Origin of the sequence: Pseudomonas sp. NPDC087615, assembly GCF_044743445.1 — a bacterium.
Lineage (GTDB): Bacteria > Pseudomonadota > Gammaproteobacteria > Pseudomonadales > Pseudomonadaceae > Aquipseudomonas > Aquipseudomonas baetica_A.
Window position 1 is genome coordinate 34026 of the sequence record NZ_JBIUWM010000017.1, and the last position, 17445, is coordinate 51470.

Sequence of the window (17445 nt, forward strand, 5' to 3'; positions counted from 1 at the left end):
GTGCAAACACCTGCTCTGCCTAGGCCTGCTGCGGGGGCTGTTGGCGTCGTAGCGATTGCACGCAGTGCAAGGTTTTGCAAAAAAGAGCAAAGGCAGTTGCACTGCGTTACGGAGCGTCGACGAGTTTGCCAAGGGAGTGAACGCCCGGTGCGCAGGGGCTACGGCCTGAAAAACCTGCCGCACAGGATGTTTTCGTTTTCGGAACTGGTCGCCCCGGCAGGGAATCCGACACCGCCCAGTTCGCTTGCAAAACGGCTGTAAGGCCTAGCCTGCTTGGCTCTCCGGTATTTTCTGGTATTGCACAGCGTCACCAAGGATTTACTTGCGACCAGTGCCAATTTGCATGATGTGAAAAACGTCAAAAAGGGACGTCGCCTTGGCCATTTTTCAAACGTGGGCTGGGAAAAAGGTAATTTTGGTAAGCGAGGTATAGAAATTGGCTACAGCCCTTGTGGTGCGTGGCCTTCAGTCATTACCTCAAGAGGTAATTTTAGGTAATGGTTAAGGTAATAATTTCTGAAGTGCCCAATTTTACTGGGTTTGAGGGCTAGCAGGGATTACTCATAGGAAAGGTAATTTTCTAACCTCATACTTTCCAAATTATTACCTTTGAGGAATTCTCTCAACGCCCCGATTTTCATGGCTTCCAGAGGTCGGCTTACGCTGCATTACCAAAATTACCTTTTTCCCATGGGTCAACATGAAACGTCGAAATGGCTTTCGCGACCCTGTTCTGTAACCTGGTGCGCAAAACCCATGGGACTGACATGGGACTGAGATTAAAAATCTCGCTCCTCTGCAGCCCTTATAAACCGGGGGGGGGGTGCTCGGAAAACCGCAAACGGGTAGTTTCGAATCTCTCCTTCACCGCCATATTCAGTAAACACAAACCCCTGATTTTCCTAGAGAAAGTCGGGGTTTGTGGTTTTTGGCGTCTGGAAAAGGGCGATATGGGAACGATATGGGACTGGACGCCTATTTTTGGCCTCTCATTGTTGTGCCTTGGTGCCGCTTGGTGACTGCCCCGAGAATGGCGAGAGGGCGAATCGTTCACAGATTAAAAACGGCCTAGAGAGGCCAATCGACTGATCCGGTGGCGGCGGCTAAAAGCCGATTAGCCTGCTTACTATCCGCGCCAATGGTGGCGCCATGTGTGGGGAATTTCAGTCTTGTCGGTTTGTAGAACCAACCGTTACACAATAAAAATTTGGTTATTCATAGCAGCATTTTGATGCCGAATAAGTATTGCCTACTGTCAGGTTTGACAGGTGCCACTCTCCATGCTTTCAGTGATTATTTAGCGGCTTGATCATGTTAATTATCTTGGAGGTAAAAGTTTATGGAAAAAATAATTAGCGATAAAATATTAAGCTCTTTAATCTCAAATGCAGCGGACGCGGTTTCTTTAGAGTCGTTGTTGTTGGAGCGTGAGCGTTTATCAACGGGGCAACGTGTCAAAGTTGAATATGAGGGCGCGGTTTATACAGGTAGTGTGACGGATTATTTTACAACTTCTAGCGGGGACTATGCGCTAGGGGTAAATATTGATGTTGATGCTGGGCTGCAGGTTAAATACTTTCTTGCTCGGAAAGAACCAGTAATTACACGTTTGTAAAGGAAGTCTGCATGAGGTGTCTGAGCAATCCATTTTTGATTAAATCAAGGTTGGCATCTGTAAAGCCCAGCACCTCACGCTGTTCATAACGCACCTCTGTCGTCATGCGCTCGGCGCAATCCTTTCCGCGCAGCTTGTGCTTTTTCCGCCGCGCGTATTTGAATGATTCGTTGCCGCTGGCTGCGTCGCAACGTTTGACCGAGACTGCGGGCCAGTTTGTTGCGTGATGCCGGTTCAAGCTGTCCAAGCAATCCTGCTGCCCAATCCTCCAGCGTTGGTTGGTCATTTCGGTAGCCCCCATTCGCTACCGGTGCCCTGAGCGCCAGGTATTCAGTTCGGATGAGGAATTTGGCAGTTCGTTGGAGTTCCCCGGAATGACGGATAGTGGTGTTGCCCTAATCGTCTTTGCCCAACACTACGCGCTCGGTCAGGGGCAAAGTCAGGCTCATATCGACTTTGCTGTTGTCGAGAATGTCTGCCTCGAACTGAATGCCATCCGCGGCTTTGCTGAGGTTCTCCAGCAACTCGGATTGGTGGACGCTCAACCAACCAAACAAGTGCAACATGACGCTGTCGGGATGACCGGCGAAGTCGATGAAGATGACTTGCAGATCGAAACTGTATTCGAAAGAGAGCGTCTACGCGGCGATGTAACGAACCTTGCCATTGTCGATGAAAATCAACAGTCGGTCGGGGTTGTTCATGGCTGGGCCTGATGATGTTGGTAATTCATGTCCGCTCTACCTTGCGGGTGAAAAACGTCTTGGCTGCTCGGGGTTGGCTTCGAGTACTGCTTAGGTCACGCCGGCGGTGCGGCCTTAGTGACGCCAGCACAGTTCGTCGATGCTTGAGATCAGGTCGTCGGCGTTCTGGTTACCGCTGTTTGTGCTGTCATGGGAGCGGTAGTCGACATTTTCAGCATCGTTTTGCGCCAGTAGCGATGTGCCATATTGCGTGATGGCAATGCGTCATCACGCGCTTCTAAAAGTTCAATGATTATACAAAAATAAAAAGTTGTACAAGTTTTCCTAAAGTTTATAGCATCCCTTCCAGATACCTTTGCTGAATCGATCAACCTTGCGTGCAGGCACCCTGTTTGCGACGTGTTGGTTTGTCTGCCGATGCTCGCGTCGGGTTTCTCTTTGATGCATCAACAGCATCGCATTTTGCATTTCCGGGACAGCTGGAGTGTTCCGTAACACGCCTTGGATGACGACCCCCGAATATCTGGACGGTGACTGCAGTTGCCGAAGATCTATTTTTTGTGCCTGACGTTTCGCGTCAGGGCGTTTGAGGCTGAATATGGCAGTAGCATCGAATTTCCTGGGTGACATCAAGGTTTCCCGCAAGCTGGGAACCGGTTTCGGCATTCTTTTGCTGGCTGTTTTGGCCGTTGCTTTCATTGGCTATAACAGCAACAACGTGCTGGTTGATCGCTTGAGTACGACGCGCCTGATTGGCACGTTGAATGACGCTACGCAAAATATGCGATTGTCCGAAAAACAGTACGAAGCTGCGGCTGACGCTGCTTTCGTTGATTCTTATCACGCTCAGCTCAATGTCTTGCAGGGCTTGGTGGGCAGGGCACTGGAAACGTTGACGCGTGCCGAAAACCAACAAGCCTTGAAGGCTTTGCAAGCGTCTATCCTTGCCTATGATGAAAAGGTGAAGCGGCTGATCGATGCCGACAAGTCGACGACGGATGCCTTGAAACCGCTGAGTGCGCTGTCCGACAAGTACGCAGACACGTTTGCCGGGATGCTTGAAAGCACCACAACCAGCGCTCTGGCGTCAGCCGATAGCGAGCGCGTTCGGGAGTTACGTACGGTGGCTGACTTGCGCAACGGCATGACCTTGTTTCGCATGATGTTGCGTCGCTACATCGCGGTGCCGAATGAGGTGAACAAAAATGTGCTTATGGCGACGACCGACACGTTCCTGAGCGATATCACTGAAGCGCGTACCCGTTTGCCGGCGACCCTGTCGAGCCAGGTTGAAGAAGCGCACGCCGGGATGCGTCGTTATCGCGACGTCTTGGTGGAAGTGGCCGGGCTGTTTGCGCAGAAGCAGAGCATGCGTCAGCAGGTCGATCAGGAAAGCAAGGCGATGGACAGCATCATGAACGGTCTGATGGATACCCAGCAGCGCCTGGCGCTTGAAGATCAGCGCTCAGCGTTTATTCAGATGGCGGTGTTGACCCTGTTGGCGCTGTTGGTCGGGTTGTTCGCTTCGGTGGTTATCTCGCGCCAGATCACTGCGCCGCTGGCATTGACGGTTGATCTGGCTCGACGAATTGCCAAGGGCGATCTGACGGTACAGGCCAAATCAAATCGCAAAGATGAGTTGGGCGATCTGCAAAACGCGATGCAAGACATGGCGCAGAACCTGAACACGTTGGTGCAAGGCATCGGCAATGGTGTCACGCATATTTCGACCTCGGCGGAAAAACTTTCGGCGATGAGCGAGCAGACCAGCGCGGGTGTTCGTCAGCAAAAAAGTGAAGTCGATCAAGTCGCCACGGCGATGCACGAAATGGCCTCGACGGTGCAGGAAGTTGCGCGTAACACCACCGATGCGTCCGCGGCCGCGACGTTGGCCGATCAACAGGCGCGCCACGGCAGTACGGTGGTGAAACAGGCGACGGTGCAGATCAGTGAGCTCGCTGTGGCCATTGAAGCGTTGGGCGGTGCGATGAACGTGCTGTCTCAGGACAGTGAGCAGATCGGTAAAGTGATCGATGTGATCAAGGCCGTCGCCGAACAGACCAATTTGCTGGCGTTGAATGCCGCTATCGAAGCAGCGCGGGCGGGTGAGCAAGGACGTGGATTCGCCGTGGTAGCAGACGAAGTACGCTCGCTGGCCCAGCGCACACAGGACTCGACCAAGGAAATCGAGGCACTGATCATTACCCTGCAACAAGGCACGCAAGCGGCCTCTACGCTGATGGCCTCCAGCCGCGAGCGCACCCTCGATACGGTGGTGTTGGCGCAAAAAGCCGAGTTGGCGATTACCGAGATCAATCAGTCCATCGGTACGATTCAGGAAATGAGCCTGCAGATCTCGGCCGCTGCCGAGCAGCAAAGTGCCGTGGCCGACGAGATTAATCGCAGCATCGTCAGCGTGCGTGATGTGGCCGACCAGTCGGCGGTTGCCAGCGAAGAGAGTGCGGCAGCGACGATTGAGCTGGCGTCGCTGGGGCAGGACTTGCAGCGAATGACTGCGCATTTCCGCACCTGATTATGCGAACGATCAGTCCACGGCACCTTCAAATATTCAGGCGCCGTTGGGCTAAAGTGATGCTTGGGTTGGCAGATAACCCGGCTCAAGCGCTGTTTCTTCATTTATCACCACGGACGGTTGCAACCCGTTATTAGGGGGCGTCATGACCGACTTTCCAAAAACATCCGCCTCACCCGGCGGCTGCCAGGGCTGTAAAAACAAAGGCGCGCCGGATCTGGAATTCGCCTTTGCGTTTCAGCCCATTGTGGATCTGCGCGATCAAACAACCTTTGCCCATGAAGCCTTGGTTCGCGGCGTGAATGGTGAGGGCGCGTTGTCAGTTCTGGAGCAGGTAGACGATCAAAATCGTTATCGATTCGATCAACTGTGTCGTGTTCGGGCTATTTCCACGGCGGCTCAGTTAGGTATGACCGAGTACCTGTCGATCAACTTTTTGCCGAATGCTGTTTACCGTCCGGAATTGTGCATTCGCAGCACGCTTGAAGCGGCGCGCGCTCACGGGTTCCCGCTGGATCGTTTGATCTTCGAGGCGGTTGAGGGCGAGCACGTTGAAAAGAACAGCCATCTGACGAACATCTTGCGTGAGTACCGTGAGTTTGGTTTCAAGACGGCGATCGACGACTTTGGTGCAGGCTATTCCGGTCTTAACTTATTGGCGGACTTTCAGCCGGACTTGATCAAGCTGGATATGGCGTTGATCCGGGATATCCACCTTGACCGAGTTCGTCAGACCATCGTGCGTAACGTCGTGAACATGTGTAGAGAGTTGGGCGTCGAGGTGATCGCCGAGGGCATAGAAGAGGCGCAGGAAAGAGATTTTCTCGCTGATTGCGGCATTTATCTGATGCAGGGTTTCTGGTTCGCCAAACCTGCTTTCAAGTCACTGGCGCAGATTCCCAAGGGTGCGTGGCTCAAGCGCTGAGCTCTTTCAGCTCGCACTGATCCGCTCGATAACGGGGGCCAGCGCCGCGCGTTTGTGTAGCCACTCAGCTTTGGTAATCCCCAACAACACGACGTCAACTCGCACCCCATCTTTCACCACGTTCTGTCGCCGCACGCCCTCCACTTCGAACCCGAACTTCTGGTGCATTTTGACCACCCCCGAATTCATCGCCAGCACTTCGCAATTCAGCTTTTCAAGCCCCGCGACTTTAAAGGCGTAATCCAGCATCCAGAACTCAACAACACTGCCCAGTCCTTTACCCTGCAATCTGACATCCAGATAAAACGCCCAATCGGCGGTTTTGTGCATTGCATTGATCGCATTCAACGAAACAACCCCGGCCGCTTGTTGATCCTTGATCACTACAAACACCTGCTGCCGTGGGTTCGCCTGCAAGGAGGCCAGCCAGTTGGCATGTTCCTGTTCGGTGATTTCGTGGGAGGTGTACATGTATTTGCGCACGTCTTGCTGATTGCGCAGGTGGCGGACGTGCGCCTGGAGGTCGGGGCTGGCTTCGGTCAAGGGAAGAAATTGCATGCTGATGTCCTTGTCTGGCGCTGTTTGTCTGAACCGGCGCTGTCGATCACGAAAGTTTCATGTTGCCGGGGACGGCGCGGGCCTAGGATGCTGACACAAGATCGTTGCTTTTCATCCCGAGGGGAGTCGTGCCATGAGTCTGAACGTCGTCAAAGTGCTGTTGATTGCGGCTGTGTCGGTGTTGAGTGCGTGTTCGGGGGCGGGAGGGTTGACCACGACAAGTTGTTTCTCCAGCGACTGTCAGTCGCCGCAGGGGCGTAATGCCAACACCTTGAAGTTTGGCGGGAGCAATATGGCTAACAGCTTCAACCAATACAGCTCCGGCCTGTTGCATGACGACTGATGGTTACTGCTCAGGTGTTACGGCAATCCATTCACTCAGCACTTTCTGATATTGGCCAGTGACCTTGCTCAGATGCAGCCACTGATCGACGTACAGTTTCCAGCTGATGTCATCGCGCGGTAGCAGGTAGGCTTTTTCCCCGTACTGCATGAATTGGTGCGGGTTGACCGCACACAAACCGGGTTTGAGCTTCTGCTGATAACGCGCTTCCGAGGCGTCGGTGATCATCACGTCGGCCTTGTTGTCGAGCAGTTGCTCAAAGATCGTCACGTTGTCGTGCAGGGCCAGTTGCGCCTTGGGCAGGAAGGCATGAACGAAGGCTTCGTTGGTGCCGCCGGCAGGCTCGACCAGTCTCACGTTGGGCTGGTTGATCTGTTCGAGGGTCTGATATTTGGATTGATCGGCGCAGCGCACCAGCGGGATCTTGCCGTCGACGTCGAGGGTGTTGCTGAAATAGGCCTTTTTCTGCCGTTCCAGGGTCACCGAAATACCGCCCATGCCGATGTCGCACTTACCGGCCTGCATGTCGGGCATCAGGGTTTTCCAAGTGGTCTGCACCCATTGGACTTTGACGCCGAGGCTCTCGGCCAGCGAGCGCGCCATACTGATGTCGATGCCTTCGTATTCGCCGTCGTCGCGTTTGAAGGTGTAGGGCTTGTAGTCGCCGGTGGTGCAGACGCGCAGTTGGCCTTGTTGCTGGAGGGTGTCGAGGTGTGAGGAGTTTGGCTCAGCGTGAGCGCCTGCGGTCAGGGTCAGTAGGCCGCAGAAGATCATCGTGCTTTTTAGCTTTGTCATGGTGATCGGGCTTATGCAGGGAAAGTTTGCCCAGTGTAGTGAAAGCCTTTGCCGTGTGTCATCCCGGCTCTGGACTCAAGGTGCCGAGCCATCCAACCAGCCCCACGATTAGCAGTGCAATTGCCAACTCAAGCAAAACACTACGCCTCAGAGCATTCGCGGCTATGAGATGCCGGCCATCGCGCAGAGACTGTTGCAGCAACGGTCCCAAGTGAAAGCGATTCAGCGCCGCTAATACCAGCATACCCCCGAACAGCAATACCTTGACCGCGAGCAGTATCCCGTAAGTGCCGAGTAACACGTCATCGAGTTTCGGGCCGACGATGAAGAGGTAATTCACCACGCCTGTCACAGTGAGCGTCAGCACAATCACTGCGCCTACTGATTCGAAACGTTTGACGGCATAAGCCAACTGTCGAAGACGCGTTTCATCAACGTGCCTCCGAGCCATCAACACCAGCGCCAGCAGTGCGCCAAACCATGCCCCAGCAGCCAGCAGGTGTAGGATGTCGCTGAGGAAATGCCAGATCCGCCGCCATTCTTCGTCCATCGCTCCATGCCCGCTCCAGGCCAGCGAGGCGAGGGCGATTGCGCCGGCAATCGACGCGATCCACAACCCCGGGCTGATCACCACGACGATCAGCGCACACATCCGCGCGGCCCACGCCAGCCCCATGTCTGTTTCAAACAGCATCATTTGCAGATGCGGCCACAGCGCTGAGAGCTCGGTTTCCCCACTCATGGCGCTGGTCATCAGCAGGCCTCCAGCCAGCGACAGCAATATCCCGAGCAGCGCCATGGCGCGCAACATCGGCCGAAACGGCAGCACCGCATTAACGCTATACACCCCAAAGAGCGCCACCCCGAACAACAGCAGCAAGTCCACATACAACACCAGTCGCAGGATGATGTTGCTCAGGTCGCCCATCGCTTACTTCACTTTAAACGTGACGTTGCCGGTGATCGGGTGGGTGTCTGAAGACACCGCGCGCCATTCGACTTTGTAGGTGCCGGCCGGCAACGGGTCGAGCGGAGTGATGAACATGGCTTTCGGGTCGCTGCCGGCGCTGACTTTGGCTTTCATCGGCATCGGTGAATGGGCCATGCCGGGCATTTCGGTCATGACCAGTTTGGCACCGGAGAATTGGGTCATCAGGTTTTCCGAGAAGTGCAATTCGATCTTGCCGGGTGTCGCGCCGTCCGCACCTTCGGCCGGGGTCGACGAGAGCAGTTTCGGATGGGCCTGGGCCAAGCTGCTAAGGAGCAGGCCGGTGGCGAGTGTTACGGCGGTTTTCAATGTGCGCATGCAAGGCCTCTTACCGCTCTTAGGCGGTGATTGTCTGGGTGTTGAATGGAGGGCGTCAGAACCACAGCCGCACGCCAAGGACGAGGCGCGCTTCACTGCGATCCTCGCCTTCCTCTCGTGCGTATTCGGCGGTGTTGCCGTAGGTGCGGTTCCAGGTCACACCGATGTAGGGAGCAAATTCACGGCGGATTTCATAGCGCAGGCGCAGGCCGGCTTCGGTGTTTGACAGGCCGGAGCCGATACCCCGTTGCGGATCGTTTTTGCCGTAGACGTTAACTTCGGCTGTGGGCTGCAGAATCAGGCGATTGGTCAGCAGAATGTCGTAGTCACCCTCCAGCCGAACCGCACTTTGGCCACCTTCACCGATAAACGCGGTGGCCTTGGCCTCGAAGTTGTACAACGCCATGCCCTGTAAACCGAACGCAGCCCAAGTTTGTGGCGCGCCGGGTTTGAAGTCCTGGCGCACCCCGCTGACCACGTCCCACCACGGCGAAATCGCGTGGCCCCACAAGGCCTGAATCTCGGCGTTCTCAGTCTTGCCGTTGCTGCGTTCGCCTTCGGAGCGCAACCACAGCCGATCGATGTCGCCACCGATCCAACCGGACAGATCCCAGGCCAACTTGCTGGCATCATCGGCGTCCTGCCATTCGAGTTTGTCGGCAAGGAAGTAGCTGTTCATCGCACTGTCATGCACTTGATGGCCGCCTGGGCTTTTGAACACGGCGGCGCGGTCGGCGTCGGTCAGCGCGGGAATCGGTGTGCGACTTTCAGGCGGGGCGGCGGGCTGCATCATGCCGTCGTCCATGCTTTGCAGCGACGAATGATCCATGCCGGGCATCTGACTGTGATCCATGCCCTGCATCTCGCTGGCGGCCATGGCCGAGCTGCCGATTAGCAGCAAGGACAACGCGGTGAATCGAGTCATGATCAGCCCCTTCATTCTTCCACCCGTACTTCGCGGAACATGCCCATTTCCATGTGGTACAGGAGATGGCAGTGATAGGCCCAGCGGCCGAGTGCGTCGGCAGTGACGCGATAGCTGCGACGTGTGCCGGGTGGCATGTCGATGGTGTGTTTGCGAACCTGGAAGTCGCCGTTTTCGTCTTCCAGATCACTCCACATGCCGTGCAGATGGATCGGGTGCGTCATCATCGTGTCGTTAACCAGCACCAGGCGAATGCGCTCGCCGTACTTGAGGCGCAGCGGCTCGGCATCGGAGAACTTGATGCCGTTGAACGACCAGGCAAACTTTTCCATATGGCCGGTGAGGTGCAACTCGATGGTGCGGCCCGGGTCGCGGCCGTCCGGGTCTTCGAAGGTGCTGCGCAGGTCGGCATAGGTCAGCACGCGGCGGCCGTTGTTGCGCAGGCCGATGCCGGGGTCGTTGAGTTTCGGCGCGGTGGTCATAGCTTGCATATCCACCAGCGGGTTGTTCTTTTCGCTGTCGGGATGCGCTTGCATCGGCCCCATGGCCGAGTGATCCATGACGCTCATGTCCATCGAACCGTGATCCATCCCGCCCATGCCCATGTCGTCCATCGATACCAACGGTCGTGGATCCAGCGCTGGCACCGGGGCCGACAAACCTGCGCGAGTCGCAAGGGTGCCTCGAGCGTAACCGGTCCGATCCATGGCTTGGGCGAAGAGTGTATAGACCTCTGCGTCAGGTTCGACGATCACGTCGTAGGTTTCCGCCACCGCGATGCGCAGTTCATCGACTACAACCGGTTTGACGTACAGACCGTCGGCGGCGACCACCGTCATTTTCAGTCCTGGAATGCGCACGTCGAAATAGCTCATGGCCGAGCCGTTGATCAGGCGTAACCGCAGTTTTTCGCCGGGGCGGAACAGACCGGTCCAGTTTGTGTCGGGCGCGAGCCCGTTCATCAGGAAGGTGTATGTGGCGCCACTGACGTCGGCGATGTCAGTGGGGTTCATGTTCATTTGCGCCCACATCTTGCGATCAGCGACGGTGGCCTCCCAACCGTTTGTGCTGACGTCGTTGACGAAGTCGCCGACGGTGCGTTTGTGGAAGTTGTAGTAGTCAGATTGTTTTTTCAGGGTCTTCATCAGGTGGACCGGGTCTTCATCGGTCCAGTCGCTGAGCATCACCACGTAGTCGCGGTCGTACTGGAATGGCTCGGGATCCTTCGCCTCGATCACCAACGGCCCATACACGCCCGCTTGCTCCTGAAGCCCTGAGTGGCTGTGGTACCAGTAGGTGCCGTTCTGCCGAATCTTGAACTGATAGACGTACATGCCGTCCGGCTCAATGCCGTGAAAACTCAAGCCCGGCACACCGTCCATGTTGGTCGGCAACAGAATGCCGTGCCAGTGAATCGAGGTGCTGTCCTTGAGCCTATTGCGCACCCGCAGCGTCACCGTATCGCCTTCGCGCCAGCGCAGCAGGGGACCGGGAAGACTGCCGTTGATGGTCATCGCATTGCGCGGCTTGCCGGTGAAGTTGACCGAGGTTTCGCCGATGAACAACTCGAACTCGCTGCCGCTCAGTTCGTTGAGCAGTCCGGGGCTGTTCAGCGCCCAGACCGGTGCGCGCCAGAGGCCGAGGCCACCGAGCAAACCGCCGGCGGCCAGGCCTTTGACGAAGGTGCGTCTTGAGGTGTTGGAAGGCATGCGCGATGAGTTCCCGTGTGATCCATGACGGGGAGGCTAACCAGTGCCAGCTTTCAGTAGGCTGAGGGGCAGATTACAGTTTTGACAGTTTCAGCGATGGCCCTACAGCCCCAACCCTTCCTGCACCACCTGCAACAGGTTGTTTTCCGTCAGTGCAATCGCATCCAATTGCTGCCCGGTTTCCATAGACTGCAACCACCAATGGCTTTCGTGGTGCTCATCGACGGTGCGCAGCAGGGACGTGTCTTTGCCTGGCAGGGTAATCTGCACACGACCGCAACCATCCTCGGTAAAGCGTGCGATGGGATCAAACGTGAGGCTGTGGTGGTTGGCCTCGATCATCAGTTGGTCGATGGCGTAATCATGGGTTTGCCCGTCGGGCGAACTTTCGCAAACGTGGGTAGGGTTGCGCCGAATTTTCAGGCCGACTTCGGTCACCGGTTGCAGCCACGCTTCGATGCGGTGGTACAGGTCATAGACCTGCGCCGGCCAGCAATCGATCTCCAGTTCCGCGCAGGTAATGTCGTCCGCTTGGGTGTGCCGGGTTTGCTGGAGCTTCGCGGCGAGTTCGTCTGCTTTACTCATTTCGGATCCCTGTGTTTGATGTCTGCTTATTAATCGTAGACCTTTCAACGGGGTACAGCGTTGCCTTGCGTCATGCGCTTGCAACACAAGCGTGTCGAAATCATGGCTGACCAAGTCTGGTCAGGATCGGAAACCACGGACGCAGGCGTCCCAAGGAGCGGGTATATGAAAAAGCTGTTTACAATTTTGGCGGTGATTGCGCTGACGGCCGGTAGTATCGGCCTGAGTTCAGCGCGCCAATCCCAGGCCAGCAAGGTGCAAGCGGAATCAGTGGCGGGGGTGTTTGATTACTACCTGCTGTCGTTGTCCTGGTCGCCGACGTTTTGCCTTACACACAAGGACGATGTGCAGTGTTCCGGCAAAGGTTACGGTTTCGTGCTGCATGGTCTGTGGCCGCAATACGCCAAGGGCGGCTGGCCAGAATCCTGCCCGCCGATGGCCACGCTGTCGGCAGCGCAGAGCAGCAAGGGCATGACGCTGTTCCCGACCCGGAAATTGCTTGATCACGAATGGTCGAAACATGGCACGTGCAGTGGTCTCGGCGCGATGGGCTATCTGGATGCGGCGGATAAAGCGGTGGGCGCTGTGAAAATCCCGCAAGAGTTGCAACCGTTCAATACGTCCTATTACTTTGAGGCGCAGGAGATTTCCGACTTGTTCCGCAAGGCTAACCCTGGGATTGCGGCGGATGGCATCGCGGTGATTTGCAGCGGCCCGGAATTGTCGGAAGTGCGTGTGTGCATGGGTAAAGACTTACAGCCTGGCGCCTGTGGCAAGGGTGTGAAAACTCAGTGCCGGGCAGGGGATATTCGGGTTCCGCCATCGCGGTGATGTGATCGGCAATGGCTCAAGGAACGGCGCCTGAATGGGCGCCTTTTTTTGCTTGAAGATTTTTCAGGTCTGCAACATCAAGATTCTCGCATCCACCCCTTCACACTTTCTTGCGACTGACCAACGCCAGTTCTTCGGCGCCGGATCCGGCAAATCCGTATACACCTCAAGCTCTGGCAACACCGCCGAAACCAGAAAGCGAAAATAAATATTCGAACGGCGATCATCCAAATCCACTGTGCGCCGATACAACTGGGCGGGAGCGGGGCGTTTGCCCCGTGCATACCCGTGAACTACGCTCACAAAACACAAGGATTTCGGGCTTAGTGCCCCTGTCGTACCTGTCCAGGACACGCTTTTGCCTATCCCCGTTCACGATCCGCATCATGTCCCCGGCACGCTCAAGCGCTTGCCGTTACGCAAAGCTGCGGTGCTGTTTATCGTGGCGGTGTGTTTGTGCCTGTTCGGGTTGTTGTATCTGCAACTGGAGCAGTCGCGGCGTCAGGATCTGGCGGTGGCGCAGGTGGCGTCGAGTAACCTGACACGGGCGATGGCGCAGCAAGCCGAGGACACGTTCCTGGCGGCGGATCTGGTGCTGACCGGTCTGGTTGACTGGGTTGAGGACGATGGTTACGGCGCCGCGCAAAAACCTCGGTTGCAGAAGACGTTCGCTCGGCGAGTGCAGCAACTTGAGCAGTTGCATGGCATGTTCCTGTTCGACAGCAAGGGGCAGTGGTTGATTACCTCGTACCCTGACTTGCCCATTGGCGAGGACGTCGCCGACCGCGAATATTTCCGGTTTCATCAACAGAATGCCTCGAGGCAGGCGCACATCGGCCGGGCGATTCGCAGCCGTGAGAACGGCGAGTGGATCATCCCGATCTCCAAACGGGTCAACGATCGGGCCGGCCATTTTCAGGGTGTGTTGATGGCCGGGATCAAGATGTCGTACTTCGACCGGTTCTTCGAAAGCTTCAGCCTCGATGACAAAGGCATCATGTTTCTCGGCCTGACCGACGGCACCTTGCTCGCACGTCGACCGTTTGACGAAAACCTGATCGGTTCTTCGTTGGCGCAAGGCAGCATTTATCAGACGTTGCTGCCCCAAGCCCCGTCTGGCACTGCGATGATCAATTCGGTGGTCGATGGGCTGGAGCGTTTGTACGGTTACCGGCAACTGGCGTCGTATCCGCTGGTGGTTGCCGCCGGGACGTCGCGCGACACGATTCTCAAGGGGTGGTACGGGCGGGCGTTTCAGTCCAGCGTGATCATTGCGCTGGTAATGCTCGGCGTCGGTCTTTTCGGGTGGGTGTTCATCCACCAGGTGCGCGACGGTGAGCGGATCGAGAAAAACCTGCGCAAGGCGCAACAGGCGCTGGAGCAGATCGCGACCCACGACAGCCTTACCGGGCTGGCCAATCGGCGCCTGTTCGAGCGCTCGCTGGAGATGGAATTTGCCCGAGGGGCCCGGCAGGTCAGCCCGCTAAGCCTGATCATGCTCGATATCGATTTTTTCAAACGCTACAACGATGCCTATGGCCATGTCGCGGGTGACCATTGCCTGACACAAGTCGCCCAAGTGCTCAAGGCTTGCTGTCAGCGCAAGACCGATCTGGCGGTGCGCTACGGCGGCGAAGAGTTCGCGGTGCTGTTACCGGACACCGATATCAACGGTGCATTGGCGATTGCCGGGCAGATTCGTCGCAGCGTGATCGACAAACACATCATCCACAGCGGATCACCGACCGAATACCTCACCGTGAGCCTGGGCTGTTACGCCTTCATTCCAAGTGGCAATGACGACCCCGAAGTGTTTATTCAGCGGGCGGACGCGGCGCTGTATCAGGCGAAAAATGCCGGGCGCAATCGTGCGGCCGTGCTGTCGATGGATGGTGCTATTGCAGAACTGATGCGCTCCGACCGCTAAGTCGATCACCTGCTTGCTGTAGGTCGCCACCTCACGTCTGAGTGGCCTCCTGTTCTTCTGGAATATTGGCTATTTGTCGAACCACGCGCCGGGGCTAACGTAGTCACACATTCACTCGCCCCGGAAAACCACCATGAAAGCTCGTACCGATTTCTACACTGCTTCCCCCGACGCCCTGAAAGCGATGATTGCCCTGGAAACTGCCGTGTCCAAGTTGCCGCTGGAAAAGCCTTTGGTTGAACTGGTCAAACTGCGTGCTTCGCAAATCAACGGCTGCGCGTTCTGCATCGACATGCACACCGCTGATGCGATCAAGGGTGGCGAAACTCCACGTCGCCTGTTCGCCGTGACCGCATGGCGTGAAGCGCCGTTCTTCAGCGACCGTGAGCGCGCCGCACTGCTGTGGACTGAGTCGTTGACGCAACTGAGCCTGACCCACGCCCCGGACGAAGATTACGAAGTCGTCGCGGCGCAGTTCTCGCCCAAGGAAATGGTCGACCTGACCGTTGCGATCAGCACCATCAACAGTTGGAACCGACTGGCTGTGGGCTTCCGTAAAACCCCGCAGGCCTGAGGCCTATCCGCAATGCCTTGTGGGCGCGGTCATTGAGCGTGGCGCCAGGCATTTTCAGGTGCTTACTTGAGCCAATGGCCGGGCGTGCTTCCGGTCATGGCTTTGAAAAACGCGATGAAGGCGCTGTCGCTGGCAAAGCCTAATTCAAAACCGCAATAACCGAGGCTGCGCCCGGTGGCGAGCAATTCCATGGCGCGCATCAGGCGCCACTGCTGGCGCCATTGCTGATAGCTCATACCGGTCTCGCGCTGGAAGATCCGGCCAATGGTGCGGCTGCTGGCGCCGATCTGACGTTCCAGCATTTGCAGTTCCGGTGGCAGTTTTTCCGGTGTCGCCAGCAGTGCCATCAGGCGCTTGTCCCGGGGCAGGGGCAAGAGCATGGGGTGCTGTGCTGCCTCGCGAATCTCGCTCACGCACAGACCCAATAGATGAACGAATTTACCTTGCTGCCAATCGCTGTCGAAATCTGCCAATGCCATCGGTTCCAGCACCGCACGCAGCAGCGGGCTGACTTCAATCACGCACACCCGTTGCGGTAATTCACGGCACAGTTCGGGAGTCAGGTAGATGGAGCGGTAATCCACGCTCTGTTGCATCACCGCGCGATGGATGACACCGGGCGGAATCCAAGCGGCCCGCGACGGTGGCAGCAAACACAACTGCTGCGCCAGGGTGATACGGGTGCAGCCCTGGCGGGTGTAAAGCAGTTGCCCGCGTTGATGGCGGTGTAGACCGGAATCGTGATCGCCGCCCAGGCTGGAGGCGATGCCGATGACCGACGCGCAATAGCGATCAGGGTCAAAATTCGTGTGGGCATTGAGCCAGGCCATGGTTTGTCCGATATCAACGATAAGTTGTCAGGATTTTGATAATACGTCATTCGTTGCTCCCTAAACTCCTCGGCAGTTTTTGTATGAGGAGTAACGGTGAGATGAACAACAGACATTTATTGGTGTTGGCGATTGCGCTGCTGATGTTTCCGCAAATTGCCCAGACCCTCTACAGCCCGGCGCTCGGCGATATCGGCCGTGCGTTTGGCGTTGGACCGCAAGCGGCTGCGCAGACCTTGTCGGTGTATTTCCTGGCGTTTGCCTTTGGCGTGGTGACGTGGGGGAGGGTGTGCGACCGGATCGGTCGGCGCCCGTCGATGCTTGCCGGTTTGGCGATCTACGCGGTGGCTTGCGTGATCGGCTTGAGCGTGCAGAGTTTCCAGGGATTATTGATCGCCCAAGCCTTGGCGGCATTTGGCGCCGCTGTCGGTTCTGTGGTGACCCAAACCCTGTTGCGCGACCGCTTTCAAGGCGCAGAACTGGCGCAGGTGTTTTCGCTGGTGGGCATGGCACTGGCAGCCAGTCCGGCGCTAGGGCTGTTCACCGGAGCAGGGCTGGTTCAAGGGTTTGGCTATCGCGGCGTACTCGGTGCGCTGTTGCTGATTGCAGTGGCTTTGTGGCTGTGGAGTTGGCGCGCCTTGCCGGAAACTCGTGCGCAACCATTATCCAGCGTGGGCCTGTTCGAAACCCTTGGGCGCATGGTGCATGACGTTGGGATCTGGCGCTCGGCCTTGTGGATCGCCTTGTTCAACGTGTCACTGTTCAGTTATTACAGTCTCGGCCCCTTTGTGTTTGAACGTCTTGGTTTGAGCGCAAGCATGTTCGGCTACAGCGGCGTGATTCTCGCGCTTGGCTCAGGTTTTGGAGCATGGCTGAACAAACGTCTGCTGCGCCGCGGTTTCAACGCGCTGCAATTGATTCGACTCGCCGCACTGAGCGGTTTGCTCGGTGGTGCAGGTGTTTGGGCGATGCAGGACAGCGGTGCGTTCATCTTGCCCATGTTGCTGGTGGTGCTGGCGTTCGGTATGGCGATTCCGAATATCCTTGGCTCGGCGCTGGTCAATTACACGGATCGCCTGGGCACCGCAGGGGCGTTGTTAGGGCTGCTTTATTACCTGCTGATTGGCGCAGGATTGATGCTCGCCGGTTGGTCGCAGGCACTCGGGGAAACCCTGATAGTGTGCAGCGGCGTGGCGTTGCTGCTGACATTCAACGCTAGTAAATCAATTGTTTAAGAAGTGTAAGCGATGTAGGAAGCGTCTTGCATTTGTGTAGGAGGGCTCCG

The 17445-nt window shown here is 56.7% G+C and carries 17 protein-coding genes and 2 pseudogenes; 9 read left to right on the forward strand and 10 right to left on the reverse strand.

Annotation, left to right across the window (positions count from 1 at the left end; genetic code table 11):
- Positions 1-1339 precede the first annotated feature (1339 nt).
- Positions 1340-1615, forward strand: a complete 276-nt coding sequence (locus ACIOU6_RS10930) for a hypothetical protein (protein ID WP_401136074.1) — start codon at positions 1340-1342, stop codon at positions 1613-1615.
- Here the strand turns inward: ACIOU6_RS10930 and ACIOU6_RS10935 are convergent.
- Together ACIOU6_RS10935 and ACIOU6_RS10940 are read right to left on the reverse strand one after the other, a co-directional pair.
- A complete protein-coding gene (locus tag ACIOU6_RS10935) occupies positions 1602-1901 on the reverse strand; it encodes a hypothetical protein (RefSeq protein ID WP_401136077.1) in 300 nt (99 codons plus the stop codon). The genes ACIOU6_RS10930 and ACIOU6_RS10935 overlap by 14 nt on opposite strands.
- Positions 1898-2319, reverse strand: a pseudogene (locus ACIOU6_RS10940) (phage tail protein). The gene ACIOU6_RS10935 and the pseudogene ACIOU6_RS10940 overlap by 4 nt, the downstream one beginning before the upstream one ends.
- Before the next feature lie 598 nt (positions 2320-2917).
- Between ACIOU6_RS10940 and ACIOU6_RS10945 the strand changes: the two are divergent.
- The 3 genes and pseudogenes from ACIOU6_RS10945 to ACIOU6_RS10955 all read left to right on the forward strand — a co-directional run.
- Positions 2918-3994 (forward strand): annotated as a pseudogene (locus tag ACIOU6_RS10945) (methyl-accepting chemotaxis protein); the annotation flags it as partial.
- Between the two features lie 78 nt (positions 3995-4072).
- Positions 4073-4852 carry a methyl-accepting chemotaxis protein gene (locus ACIOU6_RS10950; RefSeq protein WP_401136180.1) on the forward strand — a complete coding sequence of 260 codons (780 nt, stop codon included), beginning with the start codon at positions 4073-4075 and terminating at the stop codon, positions 4850-4852.
- A 145-nt stretch (positions 4853-4997) separates the two neighbouring features.
- Positions 4998-5777, forward strand: coding sequence for an EAL domain-containing protein (locus ACIOU6_RS10955; RefSeq protein WP_221733857.1), 780 nt, complete (start codon positions 4998-5000; stop codon positions 5775-5777).
- 6 nt (positions 5778-5783) lie between these two features.
- On the opposite strand, the gene pseH is transcribed toward ACIOU6_RS10955, so the two are convergent.
- On the reverse strand, positions 5784-6335 hold the full coding sequence (pseH, locus tag ACIOU6_RS10960; protein WP_401136079.1) for a UDP-4-amino-4,6-dideoxy-N-acetyl-beta-L-altrosamine N-acetyltransferase: 552 nt from the start codon (positions 6333-6335) through the stop codon (positions 5784-5786).
- 133 nt (positions 6336-6468) lie between these two features.
- Here pseH and ACIOU6_RS10965 point away from each other — a divergent pair, with 133 nt between their 5' ends.
- Positions 6469-6678: a hypothetical protein gene (locus ACIOU6_RS10965; RefSeq protein WP_221733855.1), complete on the forward strand. Its 210-nt coding sequence runs from the start codon at positions 6469-6471 to the stop codon at positions 6676-6678.
- Positions 6679-6681: 3 nt separating this feature from the next.
- On the opposite strand, the gene ACIOU6_RS10970 is transcribed toward ACIOU6_RS10965, so the two are convergent.
- From ACIOU6_RS10970 to ACIOU6_RS10995, 6 genes are all read right to left on the reverse strand, one after another.
- On the reverse strand, positions 6682-7473 hold the full coding sequence (locus ACIOU6_RS10970; RefSeq protein WP_221733854.1) for a transporter substrate-binding domain-containing protein: 792 nt from the start codon (positions 7471-7473) through the stop codon (positions 6682-6684).
- A 58-nt stretch (positions 7474-7531) separates the two neighbouring features.
- The gene (copD, locus tag ACIOU6_RS10975; protein WP_401136082.1) at positions 7532-8401 is read right to left on the reverse strand and encodes a copper homeostasis membrane protein CopD; all 870 of its coding nucleotides are present in this window, start codon (positions 8399-8401) and stop codon (positions 7532-7534) included.
- Positions 8402-8404: 3 nt separating this feature from the next.
- Positions 8405-8779 carry a copper homeostasis periplasmic binding protein CopC gene (gene copC, locus ACIOU6_RS10980; RefSeq protein WP_221733852.1) on the reverse strand — a complete coding sequence of 125 codons (375 nt, stop codon included), beginning with the start codon at positions 8777-8779 and terminating at the stop codon, positions 8405-8407.
- A gap of 55 nt (positions 8780-8834) precedes the next feature.
- On the reverse strand, positions 8835-9704 hold the full coding sequence (locus tag ACIOU6_RS10985; RefSeq protein ID WP_221733851.1) for a copper resistance protein B: 870 nt from the start codon (positions 9702-9704) through the stop codon (positions 8835-8837).
- 11 nt (positions 9705-9715) lie between these two features.
- Positions 9716-11413, reverse strand: a complete 1698-nt coding sequence (locus tag ACIOU6_RS10990) for a copper resistance system multicopper oxidase (RefSeq protein WP_221733850.1) — start codon at positions 11411-11413, stop codon at positions 9716-9718.
- Positions 11414-11515: 102 nt separating this feature from the next.
- Entirely contained in the window at positions 11516-11998 is a 483-nt protein-coding gene (locus ACIOU6_RS10995; protein WP_401136087.1) for a hypothetical protein, read from the reverse strand.
- A gap of 165 nt (positions 11999-12163) precedes the next feature.
- Here ACIOU6_RS10995 and ACIOU6_RS11000 point away from each other — a divergent pair, with 165 nt between their 5' ends.
- From ACIOU6_RS11000 to ACIOU6_RS11010, 3 genes are all read left to right on the forward strand, one after another.
- Positions 12164-12829: a ribonuclease T2 gene (locus tag ACIOU6_RS11000; protein WP_221733848.1), complete on the forward strand. Its 666-nt coding sequence runs from the start codon at positions 12164-12166 to the stop codon at positions 12827-12829.
- A gap of 358 nt (positions 12830-13187) precedes the next feature.
- Complete coding sequence (locus tag ACIOU6_RS11005) at positions 13188-14756, forward strand: diguanylate cyclase (RefSeq protein ID WP_401136090.1); 1569 nt, start codon at positions 13188-13190, stop codon at positions 14754-14756.
- A gap of 133 nt (positions 14757-14889) precedes the next feature.
- A complete protein-coding gene (locus ACIOU6_RS11010) occupies positions 14890-15330 on the forward strand; it encodes a carboxymuconolactone decarboxylase family protein (RefSeq protein ID WP_221733846.1) in 441 nt (146 codons plus the stop codon).
- A gap of 62 nt (positions 15331-15392) precedes the next feature.
- On the opposite strand, the gene ACIOU6_RS11015 is transcribed toward ACIOU6_RS11010, so the two are convergent.
- Positions 15393-16160 carry an AraC family transcriptional regulator gene (locus tag ACIOU6_RS11015; RefSeq protein WP_401136093.1) on the reverse strand — a complete coding sequence of 256 codons (768 nt, stop codon included), beginning with the start codon at positions 16158-16160 and terminating at the stop codon, positions 15393-15395.
- A gap of 101 nt (positions 16161-16261) precedes the next feature.
- Here ACIOU6_RS11015 and ACIOU6_RS11020 point away from each other — a divergent pair, with 101 nt between their 5' ends.
- Positions 16262-17395: an MFS transporter gene (locus ACIOU6_RS11020; RefSeq protein ID WP_401136096.1), complete on the forward strand. Its 1134-nt coding sequence runs from the start codon at positions 16262-16264 to the stop codon at positions 17393-17395.
- Positions 17396-17445: the final 50 nt, after the last annotated feature.

Excerpts from the sequence above, each read along its gene's own strand:
- ACIOU6_RS10935 (WP_401136077.1), bottom strand. The coding sequence starts at position 1,901 with ATGACCAACCAACGCTGGAGGATTGGGCAGCAGGATTGCTTGGACAGC.
- copD (WP_401136082.1), bottom strand. The coding sequence starts at position 8,401 with ATGGGCGACCTGAGCAACATCATCCTGCGACTGGTGTTGTATGTGGAC.
- copC (WP_221733852.1), bottom strand. The coding sequence starts at position 8,779 with ATGCGCACATTGAAAACCGCCGTAACACTCGCCACCGGCCTGCTCCTT.
- ACIOU6_RS10930 (WP_401136074.1), top strand. The coding sequence starts at position 1,340 with ATGGAAAAAATAATTAGCGATAAAATATTAAGCTCTTTAATCTCAAAT.
- pseH (WP_401136079.1), bottom strand. The coding sequence starts at position 6,335 with ATGCAATTTCTTCCCTTGACCGAAGCCAGCCCCGACCTCCAGGCGCAC.
- ACIOU6_RS11000 (WP_221733848.1), top strand. The coding sequence starts at position 12,164 with ATGAAAAAGCTGTTTACAATTTTGGCGGTGATTGCGCTGACGGCCGGT.
- ACIOU6_RS10970 (WP_221733854.1), bottom strand. The coding sequence starts at position 7,473 with ATGACAAAGCTAAAAAGCACGATGATCTTCTGCGGCCTACTGACCCTG.
- ACIOU6_RS11020 (WP_401136096.1), top strand. The coding sequence starts at position 16,262 with ATGAACAACAGACATTTATTGGTGTTGGCGATTGCGCTGCTGATGTTT.
- ACIOU6_RS11010 (WP_221733846.1), top strand. The coding sequence starts at position 14,890 with ATGAAAGCTCGTACCGATTTCTACACTGCTTCCCCCGACGCCCTGAAA.
- ACIOU6_RS10965 (WP_221733855.1), top strand. The coding sequence starts at position 6,469 with ATGAGTCTGAACGTCGTCAAAGTGCTGTTGATTGCGGCTGTGTCGGTG.
- ACIOU6_RS11015 (WP_401136093.1), bottom strand. The coding sequence starts at position 16,160 with ATGGCCTGGCTCAATGCCCACACGAATTTTGACCCTGATCGCTATTGC.
- ACIOU6_RS10990 (WP_221733850.1), bottom strand. The coding sequence starts at position 11,413 with ATGCCTTCCAACACCTCAAGACGCACCTTCGTCAAAGGCCTGGCCGCC.
- ACIOU6_RS10985 (WP_221733851.1), bottom strand. The coding sequence starts at position 9,704 with ATGACTCGATTCACCGCGTTGTCCTTGCTGCTAATCGGCAGCTCGGCC.
- ACIOU6_RS10995 (WP_401136087.1), bottom strand. The coding sequence starts at position 11,998 with ATGAGTAAAGCAGACGAACTCGCCGCGAAGCTCCAGCAAACCCGGCAC.
- ACIOU6_RS10950 (WP_401136180.1), top strand. The coding sequence starts at position 4,073 with ATGAGCGAGCAGACCAGCGCGGGTGTTCGTCAGCAAAAAAGTGAAGTC.
- ACIOU6_RS10955 (WP_221733857.1), top strand. The coding sequence starts at position 4,998 with ATGACCGACTTTCCAAAAACATCCGCCTCACCCGGCGGCTGCCAGGGC.